Source organism: Amycolatopsis sp. NPDC003731 (assembly GCF_053586895.1).
In genome coordinates this window covers 106,609-120,832 of the sequence record NZ_JBSFNC010000007.1, presented here as the reverse complement: position 1 = coordinate 120,832, position 14,224 = coordinate 106,609, and the positions used below count along the sequence as shown (strand labels likewise).

General features: G+C 72.1%; 12 protein-coding genes. 4 read left to right on the top strand and 8 right to left on the bottom strand.

Going from position 1 to position 14,224, the window contains the following annotated elements; all coding sequences use genetic code 11:
- The 4 genes from ACWDN5_RS05210 to ACWDN5_RS05195 all read right to left on the bottom strand — a co-directional run.
- Positions 1 to 345, bottom strand: a 345-nt coding sequence (locus tag ACWDN5_RS05210) for a GTP-binding protein (RefSeq protein ID WP_449674628.1), incomplete at its 3' end; no start/stop codon positions are given.
- Entirely contained in the window at positions 320 to 694 is a 375-nt protein-coding gene (locus tag ACWDN5_RS05205) for a DUF742 domain-containing protein (protein WP_310970478.1), read from the bottom strand. The genes ACWDN5_RS05210 and ACWDN5_RS05205, both read right to left, overlap by 26 nt.
- A 20-nt stretch (positions 695 to 714) precedes the next feature.
- A complete protein-coding gene (locus tag ACWDN5_RS05200) occupies positions 715 to 1,152 on the bottom strand; it encodes a roadblock/LC7 domain-containing protein (RefSeq protein WP_103341531.1) in 438 nt (145 codons plus the stop codon).
- Positions 1,149 to 2,390 carry a sensor histidine kinase gene (locus ACWDN5_RS05195; RefSeq protein WP_310970476.1) on the bottom strand — a complete coding sequence of 414 codons (1,242 nt, stop codon included), beginning with the start codon at positions 2,388 to 2,390 and terminating at the stop codon, positions 1,149 to 1,151. Before ACWDN5_RS05195 ends, ACWDN5_RS05200 begins: the two co-directional genes overlap by 4 nt.
- A 359-nt stretch (positions 2,391 to 2,749) precedes the next feature.
- Between ACWDN5_RS05195 and ACWDN5_RS05190 the strand changes: the two genes are divergently transcribed.
- The 4 genes from ACWDN5_RS05190 (at position 2,750) to ACWDN5_RS05175 (ending at position 8,455) form a co-directional block, all read left to right on the top strand.
- Entirely contained in the window at positions 2,750 to 3,412 is a 663-nt protein-coding gene (locus tag ACWDN5_RS05190; protein ID WP_310970475.1) for a TetR/AcrR family transcriptional regulator, read from the top strand.
- On the top strand, positions 3,406 to 5,139 hold the full coding sequence (locus ACWDN5_RS05185) for an ABC transporter ATP-binding protein (protein WP_310970473.1): 1,734 nt from the start codon (positions 3,406 to 3,408) through the stop codon (positions 5,137 to 5,139). The genes ACWDN5_RS05190 and ACWDN5_RS05185 overlap by 7 nt, the downstream gene beginning before the upstream one ends.
- The gene (locus ACWDN5_RS05180) at positions 5,136 to 7,145 is read left to right on the top strand and encodes an ABC transporter ATP-binding protein (RefSeq protein ID WP_449674624.1); all 2,010 of its coding nucleotides are present in this window, start codon (positions 5,136 to 5,138) and stop codon (positions 7,143 to 7,145) included. Before ACWDN5_RS05185 ends, ACWDN5_RS05180 begins: the two co-directional genes overlap by 4 nt.
- Positions 7,146 to 7,384: 239 nt before the next feature.
- Positions 7,385 to 8,455: a DNA polymerase ligase N-terminal domain-containing protein gene (locus ACWDN5_RS05175; RefSeq protein ID WP_449674622.1), complete on the top strand. Its 1,071-nt coding sequence runs from the start codon at positions 7,385 to 7,387 to the stop codon at positions 8,453 to 8,455.
- A gap of 46 nt (positions 8,456 to 8,501) precedes the next feature.
- Here the strand turns inward: ACWDN5_RS05175 and ACWDN5_RS05170 are convergent, their stop codons facing one another.
- The 4 genes from ACWDN5_RS05170 to ACWDN5_RS05155 all read right to left on the bottom strand — a co-directional run bounded on the left by ACWDN5_RS05170 (position 8,502) and on the right by ACWDN5_RS05155 (position 14,127).
- Positions 8,502 to 9,956, bottom strand: a complete 1,455-nt coding sequence (locus ACWDN5_RS05170; protein WP_310970469.1) for an MFS transporter — start codon at positions 9,954 to 9,956, stop codon at positions 8,502 to 8,504.
- Between the two features lie 152 nt (positions 9,957 to 10,108).
- Positions 10,109 to 10,486, bottom strand: coding sequence for an SPW repeat protein (locus ACWDN5_RS05165; protein WP_310970468.1), 378 nt, complete (start codon positions 10,484 to 10,486; stop codon positions 10,109 to 10,111).
- A gap of 79 nt (positions 10,487 to 10,565) precedes the next feature.
- Positions 10,566 to 11,075, bottom strand: coding sequence for a hypothetical protein (locus tag ACWDN5_RS05160; protein WP_310970466.1), 510 nt, complete (start codon positions 11,073 to 11,075; stop codon positions 10,566 to 10,568).
- A gap of 103 nt (positions 11,076 to 11,178) precedes the next feature.
- Positions 11,179 to 14,127 carry a BTAD domain-containing putative transcriptional regulator gene (locus tag ACWDN5_RS05155; RefSeq protein WP_449674619.1) on the bottom strand — a complete coding sequence of 983 codons (2,949 nt, stop codon included), beginning with the start codon at positions 14,125 to 14,127 and terminating at the stop codon, positions 11,179 to 11,181.
- Positions 14,128 to 14,224: the final 97 nt, after the last annotated feature.

Here is a 14,224-nt window from a genome sequence, read left to right as displayed (position 1 = left end):
GGCTGCGGATGCGGTACGGCACGAACGACGTGCTCCACGGCGTCGAATTCGAGGCGTACCGGGGGGCCGCGCCTGCCCCGGCGTGCCGAACAGGTACAGCAGCAGATCCGGGCGCAGCGTGATCCGCCCGAAGTCCATCGCCACGGTCGTGGTCGACTTGCCGCCGGGCGGGATTTCGTCGATGCCTTCCCCGGCCTCGGTCATCCACGCTTCGTTGCTCATCGGCGGCACTTCCGACACCGCACCGACGAAGGTGGTCTTGCCGACACCGAAGCCCCCGGCGACGACGATCTTCGCGGAGATCGTCAGCAGATCGCCCTCAGGCGGGGAGCCGCTTGAGCCCATCAAGGATCCTCTCGAGCACGTTGGTGTCGTGGTGGTAGGCGTGCGCGGTGGGGTGGACGAACACCGCACCCTGGGAGGCGAGGTCGCCGAGCAGCACCCGCACCACGCCCAGCGGCAGGTCCAGCCCGACCGACAGCTCGGCGACCGAGCAGCGCACCCGGGCGCGTTCGTAGAGCGAGCGCGACTCGGGCATCAGCGTGTCGCTCAGCGCCGGGTCGTACTGCGGCACCGAGATCAGCGTCTCCACCAGCAGCTGGTGGCGCGTGCCGGTGCGGCCGCCGGTGAGCGCGTACGCGCGGATCCGGCGGTGCCGGCGGGGCAGTGTGGTGTCCTTTTCGGACACGGGCATCACATCCTCGGGCACGGGCGTCACATCCGGGGCCGGCGCGCGGTCAGCACCTGCCGCAGCTCCGCGCGCACCTCGGGGGTGAGCGCGTGGCCGGCGTTGGTGATGAACTGGGTCATCTCGTAGGCGACCACCTTCATGTCCGCCTCGCCCGAGGTCAGCACCGCGAGCCCGGCACCGGATCCGATGCCCATGAACAGGAAGTAGCCGTGGGTGAGCCGGATGATGATCTGCTCGCAGGCGCCCTTCCCGAACAGCGCGGCGCTGTTGCCCGCCAGGGAGAGCAGGCCGCTGGCGATCGCGGCGAGCTGTTCGGCTTCGGCCTCGCCGACCGAGTCCGACGCGGTGAGCGGGAAGCCGTCCACGCTCATGATCAGCGCGTGGCTGACGCCGTGCACCTTGCGCACGAAGTCGTCGAGCAGCCAGGCGAAGTTCGCCGTGGCCGAGTGGGGCGCGCTCACCGGGCGGTTCCTCCGGGCGTCTCGTCCTGCCGGGTGCGGTTCTCCGCCAGCGCGGCCTGCTCGCCGTCGGCGAACGCGCCGAGGTCGGCGAGCAGCCGCTCGTGCCCGGCCGCGTCCTCGGCGGGCGGTGGTGGCGGTGGCGGGGGTTCCGGCGCGGCCCCGCGGATGCTGCCGGGCACCCGGCGCGGCAGGCCGTTCGCCGTGATCCCGCCGGTGGTGCCCTCGACCGGGCGGGGCCGCGGGCTGGGCTTGCGGGCCGTCAGCGGCTCCGGCGACTCGCGGGGGAAGGTGCCGGCGCGGCGGCGCGGCAACCCGCCGACGGTGGCCGGCTCGGGGCCGGCGCCGGTCTTGACCGGCTCGACCGTGACGGTGCGCGTCCCCGACCACGCGTTCTCGGCGAGTTCGGTGACGACGCCGGTGGGCAGCAGCACGGTGGCGACCGTGCCGTGCGGGCTGCGGCGGTCGAGCCGCACGGTGACGCCGTGGCGGGCGGCCAGGCGGGCGACCACGGCCAGGCCCATGTGCCGCGCCGAGGCGTCGTCGAGGTCGCCGCCCGCGGCCAGCCGCGCGTTGAGATCGCCGATCCGATCGGCGGGGATGCCGATGCCCTCGTCCTCGATCCGGACGAGCACGCTGCCCTGCTCGGTCAGGTGCGCGCTCACGTGCACCGGCGAGCTCGGCGAGGACTGGTTGGCGGCGTTGTCGAACAGCTCCGCCAGCACCCGGCCCAGGTCTTCGGCGGCGAAGCCGACGACACCGAGGTTGACCACCCGGCCGATGGTGATCCGCGCGTAGTGGTTGATCGACGACATCGCCTCGCGCATCAGGTCGAGCACCGAGGTCGCGCGGGCGGCGTCGCCGGCGGTGTCCTGCCCGGCGAGCACGCGCAGGTTCTCGGCGTTGCGCCGCAGCCGCGTGGCGAGGTGGTCGAGCTGGTAGAGCTCGGCGAGGCGGTGGTGGTCCTCCTCCCCCGCCTCCAGCTCCTCCAGCCGCGCGAGGAGCTGGTCGAGCAGGTTGAGGTCACGCAGGGCGACGCTGGCGCAGATCTCGGCCAGCACGCCTTCGCCGGACGGCTCGGCCACCGGCTCCGGCCGGGTCAGCTCCACGAACGCCGGACCGGCCGGCGGCGCGGACCCGGGGTGCTTCGGGGGCGCGGTGAGGAACTGCGCGGCGGCGACCCGCGAGCGGTCCAGCAGGACGCGTGATCGATCCAGGAGTTCCCGGGCCCGGCTCGCCATGTGGTCCCACTTCTTCCTTGAACGTGTGTGTTTTCTGGGAAATGCGTGTGCTGCGCCGACCCCCGGGCGGCGATGCGGGACATGCAAGCAGAAAGGTTCGTGGGATGTCCACAGCCGGTCCCCGTGCGATCGCCCTGCGTGATCGTGATTTCGGAGCGTCGCCGCTGGTGAGCGCAGTGGATTAGGCCATTCGGTTCAATTTTGCAAATTGCGGGTCGCAACAGAGCGCACACGCCCGGCGTACTCGCAGTCCAGGCAGGCCCTGGCCCCGAAATCGCAAGTCGCGCCCGATTCGTCCCAAAACTTGCGGGCCACGCAAAAAATTGCGGGGCACGCAACTTTTTCGCTACACTCCGCACATGCCGCCGGAAGAACCACCGAAGCTGACCCTGCGCGAGCGGAAGAAGCGCGAAGCCCGCCGGGCGCTCGCGCAGGCCGCCCTGCGGCTGACGCTGGAGCGGGGGCTGGAGAACGTCCGGGTGGAGGACATCGCCACCGAGGTGGGTGTCTCGCCCCGCACATTCAACAACTACTTCTCCAGCAAGGAGCAGGCGGTCTGCTCGGTCGTCGTCGACCGGCACGAGGGGATGCGCGAAGCCCTGCTCGCCCGGCCCGAGGGCGAGCCGCTCTGGACGTCCGTCAAGCAGGCGGTGCTGGAGCAATATTCGCGTGATGGCGAGCCCGATCGCGCGTATGTTGCGCGTATCCGGGAGCTGATGGGCCAGCTCATGCTGCGGGGCGAATTCCTGAACGCCCACGCGGCGGTCGAGCGGGTCCTCGCCGAAACGATCGCGAACCGGGTGGGCGGTGTGGACCACCTGCTGTGCCGGCTGATGGCCTCCTCGGTGGAAAGTGCCGTCCGCGTCGCCTTCGTGAACTGGTTCACCGAAGGCGAACCGCTCCTGCCGACGCTGGAGCGGCTGCTGGACGAGCTCGCCGCCGGGATGCCGACCCTGACCGGCGGCACCGAACGGAAACCCGAACCGACCACCACCACTCCACTGGGGGAATCGTTGTGCTAGTCAAGCTCCTCCGCAGCCACCTGCGCCCGTACCGGGGCACGCTGTGGGTGATCGTCGCACTGCAGCTGGTGCAGACGATCGCCATGCTCTACCTGCCGACGCTGAACGCCGACATCGTCGACAACGGCCTGATCAAGGGCGACATGGGCTACATCCTGCGGGTCGGCGCCATGATGCTCGCCGTCACGCTGGCCCAGATCGCCGGCTCGATCGGCGCGGTCTACTTCGGCGCCCGCACGGCGATGGCGATCGGCCGCGACATCCGCGCCGGGGTCTTCCACCGGGTGCAGGACTTCTCGGCCCGCGAGGTCGGCCAGTTCGGCACGCCGTCGCTGATCACGCGCACCACCAACGACGTCCAGCAGGTCCAGATGCTGGTCCTGATGACGCTGACGCTGATGGTGTCCGCGCCGATCATGTGTGTCGGCGGCATCATCCTGGCGCTGAACCTCGACGTGCCGCTCTCGTCGCTGCTGCTGGTCATCGTGCCGGTGCTCGCGGTCTCGGTCGGGCTGATCATCGCGAAGATGCGGCCCGCGTTCCGGCTGATGCAGGTGCGCATCGACCGGATCAACCAGATCCTGCGCGAGCAGATCATGGGCATCCGGGTGATCCGGGCGTTCGTGCGCGACAAGCACGAACGGCAGCGCTTCGACGTCGCCAACGACGAGCTGCTCACCGTCTCGCTGCGGGTCGGGCGGCTGATGGCGCTGATGTTCCCGATCGTGATGCTGGTGATGAACGTGTCCAGCGTCGCGGTGCTGTGGTTCGGCGGCCAGCGGATCGACTCCGGCAGCATGCAGATCGGCGCCATGACGGCGTTCCTGTCCTACCTGCTGCAGATCCTGATGGCCGTCATGATGGCCACGTTCATGTTCATGATGGTCCCGCGCGCGGAGGTCAGCGCCGAGCGGATCAGCGAGGTGCTCGACACCGAGTCCAGCGTCCGGCCGCCGGTGTCGCCGATCCGCCCGGGCGCGGTGCACGGCCACCTGGAGCTGTCCGGGGTCGAATTCCGCTACCCCGGCGCGGAAAAGCCGGTGCTGTGCGACATTTCGCTGATCGGGCGGCCGGGTGAGACCACCGCCGTGATCGGCTCCACCGGCACCGGCAAGACGACGCTGCTCAACCTGATCCCCCGGCTGATGGACGCCACCGCCGGCACGGTGAAGGTCGACGGCGTCGACGTCCGCGACCTCGACCCGGCGGTGCTTGCCCGCGCGGTCGGGCTGGTGCCGCAGAAGCCGTACCTGTTCGCCGGCACGGTGGCGAGCAACCTGCGCTACGGCAACCCGGACGCCACCGACGAAGAGCTGTGGCACGCGCTGGAAGTGGCCCAGGGCAAGGAGTTCGTCGAAGCGATGGCCGAAGGTCTCGACGCGCCGATCGCCCAGGGCGGCACGAACGTCTCCGGCGGTCAGCGGCAGCGCCTCGCGATCGCGCGGATGCTGGTGCACAAGCCGGAGATCTACCTGTTCGACGACTCGTTCTCGGCGCTCGACTACGCGACCGACGCGGCCCTGCGCCGCGCGCTGGTGTCGGAGACGAAGGACGCGACGGTGGTCATCGTCGCGCAGCGGGTCAGCACCATCCGGGGCGCCGACCGGATCATCGTCCTCGACGAAGGCCGCGTCGTCGGCACCGGCACCCACCGCGAACTCATGGACGGCAACGAAACCTACCGGGAGATCGTGCTGTCCCAGCTCACCGAACAGGAGGCGGCGTGAGCACCACCGAATCGCCCGAAGCCGCCGTCACCGACGCCGGCGAACGGCCGACCGCCCAACGGCACCGCAACACCGGTGGCGCCGCCGGACCGGGTGCCCGCTGGATGGGCGGCGGCGCGCCGGCGGAGAAGGCGCTGGACTTCAAGGGCTCCCTGCAACGGCTGCTGCAGCTGCTGCGACCGCAGCGGGTGGCGCTGATCGGTGTCCTCGTGCTCGGCGCGGCGAGCGTCACGCTGACCGTGATCGGGCCGAAGATCCTCGGCCAGGCCACCGACGCCATCCTCGCCGGCGTGCTCGGCAAGCAGGTGCCGCCGGGGGTCACGAAGGAGCAGATCGTCGCCGGCCTGCGCGCCCGGGGCGACGGCACGCTCGCCGACATCTACAGCCGGGTCGACCTCGTGCCGGGTGTCGGCATCGACTTCGACAAGGTCGGCCGGATCCTGCTGGTCGTGCTGGCGCTGTTCGTCATCTCGTCGTTCTTCGGCCTGATCCAGGCCCGGCTGACGACGACGCTGGTGCAGCAGGCGGTGTACCGGCTGCGCCAGGAGGTCGAGGACAAGTTCGCGCGCCTGCCGCTGAAGTACTTCGACCGCCAGCCGCGCGGTGAGGTGCTGTCCCGCGTCACCAACGATATCGACAACCTGGCGCAGTCGCTGCAGCAGACGCTGTCGCAGATCGTGTCGTCGCTGCTGACGGTGATCGGCGTGCTGATCATGATGTTCCTGATCTCGCCGCTGCTGGCGCTGATCGCGCTGCTGACCGTGCCGCTGTCGGCGGTCGTGGCCGCGAAGGTCGGGAAGCGGGCGCAGCCGAACTTCATCAAGCAGTGGTCGACGACGGGCAAGCTCAACGCCCACGTCGAGGAGATGTACACCGGGCACTCGCTGGTCAAGGTGTTCGGCCGCCGCGAGGAGTCCGCGGCGATCTTCGACAAGCAGAACGAGACGCTGTACCAGGCGAGTTTCAAGGCGCAGTTCATCTCCGGGATGATCCAGCCGGCGATGATGTTCATCGGCAACCTGAGCTACGTGCTGGTGGCGGTGATCGGCGCGCTGCGCGTCGCGTCGGGCAGCCTCACGCTCGGCGAGGTGCAGGCGTTCATCCAGTACTCGCGCCAGTTCAGCCAGCCGGTGACGCAGATCGCCAGCATGGCGAACCTGCTGCAGTCCGGGGTCGCGTCGGCCGAGCGGGTGTTCGCGCTGCTCGACGCCGAGGAGCAGGCGCCGGAGCCCGCTGTGCCGGAACGGCCGGCGGTGATCCGGGGCCGCGTGGAGTTCCAGGACGTCTCGTTCCGCTACCTGCCGGAGAAGCCGCTGATCGAGGACCTCTCGCTGACCGTCGAACCCGGTCAGACGGTGGCGATCGTCGGCCCGACGGGTGCGGGGAAGACGACGCTGGTCAACCTGCTGATGCGGTTCTACGAGCTGGACGGCGGGCGGATCACCCTCGACGGCGTCGACATCGCGAAGATGAACCGCGAGGAGCTGCGCGACCAGACCGGCATGGTCCTGCAGGACGCGTGGCTGTTCGGCGGCACGATCGCGGAGAACATCGCCTACGGCGCGGACGACCCGACCCGTGAGGAGATCGTCGAGGCGGCACAGGCGACGTACGTCGACCGCTTCGTGCGGACGTTGCCGGACGGCTACGACACGGTGCTCGACGACGAGGGCGGCACGGTCAGCGCGGGCGAGAAGCAGCTGATCACGGTGGCGCGGGCGTTCCTGGCCAAGCCGGTGATCCTCATCCTCGACGAGGCGACCAGCTCCGTCGACACCCGCACCGAGGTGCTGATCCAGCGGGCGATGAACTCGCTGCGCAGCGGCCGCACCAGCTTCGTCATCGCCCACCGCCTCTCCACGATCCGCGACGCGGACGTGATCCTGGTGATGGAGCACGGGCAGATCGTCGAGCAGGGCGACCACGAAACACTGCTGCACAGCGGCGGCGCGTACGCGCGGCTGTACGCGGCCCAGTTCGCCGAAGCCATGGCGGAGACGGACTGAGTGCGGTGGATGGCTCATTCCCGGCGTTCCGGCGCCGGGGATGAGCCATCCGCGACTGGTCACCGCTGCCGCCAGGCGGTGACGTCGGGGCTGCGCCGGTGCGGTTCGAATGCTCCCTGCGCCGACCGGGATCGGTAGGCGCGGCTCGACGGGTGGCCCAGCCCAACCGGCGGCCGCGCATCACACCCGGACAGCCCGGTACCCTGGAAGCTTCGAGCGGAAGGGGTACTGGGGCGGCCATGGCCGACAAACTCGAGGAATACCGCCGCAAGCGCGCCCGCGAGCGCACGCCCGAACCGTGGCCCGAAGGCCCGCCCGTCGCCGGTGGGAACGACTTGTTCGTCATCCAGGAGCACCACGCCTCGCGGCTGCACTGGGACTTCCGGCTGGAGCGCGACGGCGTGCTCGTGTCGTGGGCGGTGCCGAAGGGCCTTCCCCGCTCCCCCGGCGTCACGCGCCTGGCCGTGCACACCGAAGACCACCCCATGGAGTACCTCGACTTCGAAGGCGAGATCCCGGCCGGCGAGTACGGGGGCGGGTGGATGGCCATCTGGGACACCGGCCGCTACGAAACCCTGCACTGGAACGACCACAAGGTCGAGGTCGTCTTCCACGGCGGGAAGGCGAACGGCAAGTACCTGTTCCTCAACCGGCACAACCCCGAAGACGAAGGCGACTGGACCCTGCGCCGCCTCGATCCGGCCGAGGACGGGCACGAGGACTCCCCCGAATTCCTCGAACCCATGGCCGCGGTGCCGGGCGAGCTGCCGGCCGAGGACGACGATTGGGCCTACGAGTTCGACTGGGGTGGCGCCCGGACGATGCTGTGCGTGTCCGGCGGCCGCATCGCCGCGCACGACGAGACCGGCGCCGACGTCATCGGGCGCTGGCCCGAGCTGCACAAGCTCGGCGAAACCCTCGGTTCGACCGAAGTGCTGCTCGACGGCGAGATGGTCGTGGTCTGCGACGGCCGGCCGGATCCCGCGGGACTCGCCCGCCGCAGCCGGGCCGACGGCAGTGACGCCAAGCGGATGGCCAAGCACTGCCCCGCCTTCTTCTTCGCCTACGACCTGCTGCACTACGACGGCCGGGCGACGCTGGACCTGCCCTACCTCGAACGGCGGGACATGCTCGCCGATCTCGGGCTGTCCGGCGGTGCCTGGCAGGTGCCGCGGTACTTCCGCGGCGGCGGCGAAGCCGTGCTGGCGGCCGCGCGCGAACACGGCCTCGGCGGGGTCTACGCGAAACGCGCCGACGGCGATTACCGGCCCGGCAAGGCCGACGGCGACTGGCTCCGGATCTCCACGTGAAAACGGCCTCCCCGGCGGAACCGGGGAGGCCGTCCGTGTCCGGAACTCAGTGCGTCCGCTGCTCCGGCACCACCTGGACCGGGCTGCCCTGCTTGCGCAGCAGCGCCACGGCCAGCACGAGGCCCACGGCCGCGAAGATCACGCACGCCACGAAGCCCTGCGTGAAGCCCTCCAGGATCGCCGCCGGGTTCGTGGCCGCCTGCGCCATGTGCGCGGCGATCACCGTGGAGACGATCGCGACGCCGATCGCGCCGCCGATCTGGAAGGCCGCGGTGTTGAAGCCGGACGCGATACCCGCGTCGCGCTTGGCGATGCCGTTCAGGGCCGCCGCCGCGAGGGCGACCGGGCCGCCGCCGAGGCCCAGGCCGAACAGGAGCAGGGCCGGGAAGACGTCGGCCCAGTAGCTGCCGGTCGGCGAGATCCCGGTCAGCAGGAAGGAACCGATGCCGAGCAGCACCACGGCGGCGACCGAGACGATGCGGATGCCGAGGCGGTTGAGCAGGGCCTGCGCGAGGTAGGCACCGGCCACCGCCGCGATCGGCATCGCCGACTGGCTGAGGCCGAACTCGAGCGCGGTGTAGTGCAGCACGCCGAGCGAGAACTGGGAAATCGCCATCGACATGCCGAACGCCAGCGCCGCGACGATCGCCGTCACGACGTTGCCGCCGACCAGCGCGGGCGACCGGAACAGCCGCAGCGGCACCAGTGGCGCCGCCGACCGCTTCTCGATCACCAGCGTCAGCGCGACCAGCACCAGGAAGACCACGCCCAGGCCGAGCGTGTGGAAGCTGACCCAGCCCTTCGCGGGCGCCTCGACCAGGATGTAGACCAGGAGGCCCAGCGCGGCCGTGCTGACGACCGCGCCGGCGAGGTCGAACGTCCGCTGCTTGCCCGCGTCCTTGCTCTCCCGCAGCAGCACCGGGCTCAGCACCAGCATCAGCAGCGCGACCGGGACGTTGACGAAGAAGATGGACTGCCAGCCCAGCCAGTCGATGAGCGTGCCGCCGAGCAGCAAGCCGACGGTCGCGCCGATGGAGGCGATCCCGGACCACGCGGCGAACGCCTTGTTGCGTTCGCGGCCTTCGGGGAAGGTGTTGGTCAGGATGGACAACGCGGTCGGCGCCATCAGCGCGGCCGAAACGCCGTGCAGGGCCCGGGCCACCAGCAGGACCTCGGCGTTCCAGGCGAACCCGGACAGCAGCGACACCAGCAGGAACAACGCGGTGCCGGCGATGAACACCTTGCGCCGGCCGAGCAGGTCGGCCGCGCGGCCGCCCAGCAGCAGCAACCCGCCGAAGGTGAGCAGGTTGGCCGAGAGGGCCCACTGCGCCGCGACGGGCGAGAGCTTGAGGTCCGCCGAGATCGACGGCAGGCCCATGATGACGATCTGCGCGTCGAGGATCACCATGAAGTTGGCCGTGCAGAGCAGGATGAGGGCTTTCCAGCGGCGCGGGTCGAGACCCGACGCCATCGATGCGGGTGCTGCCTGGGCGACGTTCACTGCACTCTCCTTCGAGCGGAGAGGGCATTTCCTCCGCGGTCCGTAGGTGTGCGTCGACCGTACGGATCCGGCGGTCCGTGCCCTTCCTCTCGATTGCACAGCGGTTTCTCCCCGCGTGCGGATCCGCGCGGGCGCGTCGCTTCGAAGGGGGCTCAGTTCTTCCGGGCGAGCACCGCGATCCCGGCCACCACGACCACCAGACCGGCCACGACGTTGCCGGCCAGAGCGCCCGCCGACGGCGGGGTCTCCCCGCTGTGCCGGAGCAGCCACGGCGAAACGGCGGCCCACGCGCCGAGGACCGGGATCACCCAGCCGATCAGCGCGAGCCGGCGGGTGGCCGTGCGGGCGATCGCCAGCGCGATCAGGACCAGGCCGACCAGGGTGTCGCTCAGCGCCAGCACGCCCGCGCCGCCGAAGCCGGTCAGCCACGGGGCCAGGACCAGGTAGAGCCCGGCGAGCAGGACCACTCCGGCGGCCGCGCCGAGCACCGCCGTGCGGTGCCGGGGCGCCCGGGTTCGGGGGGATGTCATCTCCCTCACCTCCTCCCGGAGAGGTACCCGCTCGTCGCACCCGGTAACCGGGGCCTGCCCGCGGCAGGCCCCGGCCCGGTCAGCAGCCGCAGGTGTAGTACGTGATGTCCCAGTGGTTGCCCTCGTCGCAGTAGAGGTTGCCGGAGGCCGCCTTCCATTGCGGGTAGCCGTCGCCGCGCAGGCCGGCGTAGCCGAAGCTGTTCTTGATGTAGGCGTCGATGCAGCTGTTGTGCGAGATGTCCACCTTGTAGCCGTTCCAGTGGCTGTAGGTGCCGGACGCGTGCCCGGTCTCGGTGCCCCCGGTGATGTTGATGGCGCAGCCGCTGGCCCGCTTCAGCGTGATGACCCCGCTGACCGTGCTCTGGTTGATCTGCTCGTACGACGTGCACGTCGAGTTGTTGCGGTTGGTGCAGCCGCCGCTCGACGAGTGCGTGACACCGGCGGCGGACAGCTGCGACGCGGCCTGCGCCTGGGTGAGCTTGGTGACCTGCTCGGTCGCCTGCGCGGTGCCGATGGTGGCGAACACCGCCGTCGCGGCGGACGCGGCCAGCCCCAGTGCCACCCGCGCCAGCATCCGTTGTCCCGGCATGACCTGTCTCCCTACCCTGCGATGATCCGGACGGGGGTGAGCCAAATCGGGCCGGCCATAACTTCGCCAAACTGCCGGTGCCGCGCGGCGGGCCGGGACGCCGTCAGGTCCTGATCTTCGCCAAGACTTCACGAGTCCGGTCGCGATCCGGGGAAGTGCTGGTGACGGCGGTGATTTCGTGCAGCGCCCGCAGCTCCCACAGCGGGAACCCGAGCTCGCGGAACAACCCCGCCGAGGAGCGCAGCAGCCGTTCCGCTTCGCCCCGGTCGCCGGCTTCGGCGTGCGTCCGCCCGAGGCTGAGCAGCGCGTACCCGGCGCCGCGGCGGTCGCGCAGTTCCCGGAAGACGTCCAGCGCGAGCAGCAGGTGCCGTCGCGCGCCCGCCGGATCGCCCGCGCGGCGGCGGGCCTCGGCCAGGCTGCGGTGGGTGTAGGCGGCGGCGTGCCGGTGCCCGATCTGCTCGAACAGCGCCAGCGAGCGCGTCAGGAACCGCTGTCCGTCGGCGACTTCCCCGGCGTCGGTGTGCAGGTCGCCGAGGCTGCGCAGGACGTGGGCCTCCCAGTGCCGCTCGCGGGTGCGGACGGCGCCGCCGAGCGCACCGGTGAGCAGGTCTGCTGCCTGGTCCCGGCCGCCGTGGCGGCGCAGGACGTCGGCGTAGCGCTTGGCAGCGTGGTCGTGCCCGCGGCCGTCGTCGCACTCCCGGGCGAGCAGCATGCTCACCTCGAAGCTCTCGACCGCGCGCCGCACGTCCCCGACGTCCTCGGCCAGCGAACCCAGCTGTGCGGCCGCGGCCGCCTGCCCGCGGCGGTCCCCGCACTCGCGCAGCAGCCCCAGCGCCTCCCGCAGCTCGGCCTCGGCCGCCCGCGGGTCACCGCCGTCGAGGTGGACGTCGGCGAGCGCGGCCAGCACCGCGCCGGTGCCCTGCGGGTCGTCCAGGGCGCGGTAGCGCTGCTCGGCCATGACGAAATAGGCCTGCGCCCGGTGCCAGTGGCCGTGCTGCCAGTGCACCGCACCGAGGTTGTGGAGCTTCTCGGCCTCCGCGCGCGGGTCACGACGGCGGCGGGCCGCGGCCAGCCCGAGCACCGAGACCGCGCGGGCGGCGTGGCCCAGCCACGGCGTGCCGGCCAGCGCGGTGCAGGCGTCGGCGAGCTGTTCGGTCAGCTCGGGCGGGCCGTGCACGCCCGCCAGCCGGACGGCGGCGGCGAGCAGGCCGGTCTCCTCGGCCGCCCAGGCCGCCGGGTCGGCGGCGATCCGCCGGGCGATCACCGGGTCCGGCTTCGGCAGCCCGGGTGCTCGACGGCCGCGCGCGTGTTCGGCGTGCGCCAGCGCGGCTTCGCAGGCCCGGCGCAGCGCGGTTTCGTCGGCCGGGGTCTCGCCCAGCACCAGCCGTACGAACGGGGGCACCACCCACCGCGGCCCGGCCGGTTCCAGCAGGTGCGTGGCGGCCAGGTCGTCGAGGCGGTCGCGGGTTCCGCCGAGCGGCCGGTCGAGCAGCGCCGCGGCGCACCAGTCCGGGACGGCGACGCCGAAGGCGGCGAGCAGCCGCAGCAGCGACACCTCGGCGGCGGGCCGTTCGCGCAGCGCCGACGTCACCGCGGCGCGGACGCCGAGGTCGCCGGCGGTCAGCTCGTCGAGGCGGCGGCGGTCGTCGGAGAGCCGTGCGGCGAGGTCGCCGACGCACTGGTTCGGCCGTGTCGCGAGTTTGACGCCGGCGATCCGGACGGCGAGGGCGAGCCCGGCGCAGTGGCCGAGAACCCGTTGGGCTGCTTCGGGTTCCGCCCGGAGGCGGTCCTCCCCCGCGATCGCCGTCAACAGCGCCCAGGCGTCCTCTGTGGACAGTGCCGGGACCGGGATCGCCCGTGCCCCGCACAGTCCCGGCAGTTCGCGGCGGGTGGTGACCAGCGTGGCGCAGCCGGGCCCGCTCGGCAGCAGGGCGCGCACCTGGGCCTCCGACACGGCGTCCTCGAACAGCACGAGCAGCCGGCGGTCGGCGGTGTAGCCGCGCCACAGCCCGGCCAGCCCGGTGCGGTCGGCGAGTTCGGCCGGGGTCGCGCCGAGCCGGCGCAGGAAGCCCGTCAGCACGGCCGCCGGTTCGGCCGGGGTCCCGTCCGGGGCGCGCAGCGACGCGGTCAGCTGGCCGTCGGGGAACCGGCGGCGGGCCCGCCAGGCGGCTTGGACCGCCAGCGCGGACTTGCCCGCCCCGGCGGCACCGTGCAGCACGACCGGGGCCGGTCCGCGCAGTGCGCGGCCGACGTCGGCCAGCTCGGCCGCGCGGCCGGTGAAGTCGGGGACCGCGGGCGGGAGCTGGGCGGGCGGCCCCGGCGTCGTCCACTCGGTGCCGGCGATCCGGCGGTACACCTCGACGAGGTCGGCGCCCGGCCACACGCCCGCCTCGTCCCACAGCGCCCGGCGGGTCCGGCGGAGCACCTCCAGGGCCGATTCGCGGCGGCCGACGGCACCGAGGGCGGCGGCGAGCCGGGCGGCGAACCGCTCGTCGGCGGGCCGGGCCGCGACCACCGGGTCGAGCCGCTCGACGACCGCCCCGCCGTCACCGTCGGCGAGTTCCAGCTCGACCAGCTGCAGCAGCGCGGCCGAGCGCCGGTCGTCCAGCCACAGCTTGTGCGCCTCCAGCAGCGGGCCGCCCGCGACGTCGGCGAACGCGTCGCCCCGCCAGCACGCCAGCGCCCGTTCGAGCGCGCGACGGCGTTGCGCGCGGTCGTCGGCGCCGGAGGCGAGCAGCGCCAGGAACTCGTCCGCGTCCAGCTCCCCCGGCTCGACGGCGAGGGCGTACCCACGCGGCCCCGACCGCAGGCGCTGCCCGGCCTCGGCGGCCCCGAGACCGGGCGAGAGCGTCTTGCGCAGCTTCGACACGGTGACCTGCACGATGGCGGCGGCGCTCGACGGCGCGCCGTCCGGCCACAGCTCGTCGACCAGCGTGTCGCGGCCGACGAACTGGCCGGCGCGGGCGAGCAGGACGGCGAGCAGCCGCCGCGGCTGGGCCGCCGACGGCAGCGGGACGGAGGCCGTCAACGGGCCGAGGACCTGGAACCGCACGGCTACAACACCCCACCCGCGAGATCACCTGATCGAGCGAGCTGAATCTAACCTCCCGGCGCGTCGGGGGAACCCCGCTCACCCGGATGGCCGACGA

Coding starts and splice junctions, on each gene's coding strand:
- ACWDN5_RS05190 (WP_310970475.1), top strand. CDS start 2,750: ATGCCGCCGGAAGAACCACCGAAGCTGACCCTGCGCGAGCGGAAGAAG.
- ACWDN5_RS05175 (WP_449674622.1), top strand. CDS start 7,385: ATGGCCGACAAACTCGAGGAATACCGCCGCAAGCGCGCCCGCGAGCGC.
- ACWDN5_RS05160 (WP_310970466.1), bottom strand. CDS start 11,075: ATGCCGGGACAACGGATGCTGGCGCGGGTGGCACTGGGGCTGGCCGCG.
- ACWDN5_RS05195 (WP_310970476.1), bottom strand. CDS start 2,390: ATGGCGAGCCGGGCCCGGGAACTCCTGGATCGATCACGCGTCCTGCTG.
- ACWDN5_RS05205 (WP_310970478.1), bottom strand. CDS start 694: ATGCCCGTGTCCGAAAAGGACACCACACTGCCCCGCCGGCACCGCCGG.
- ACWDN5_RS05165 (WP_310970468.1), bottom strand. CDS start 10,486: ATGACATCCCCCCGAACCCGGGCGCCCCGGCACCGCACGGCGGTGCTC.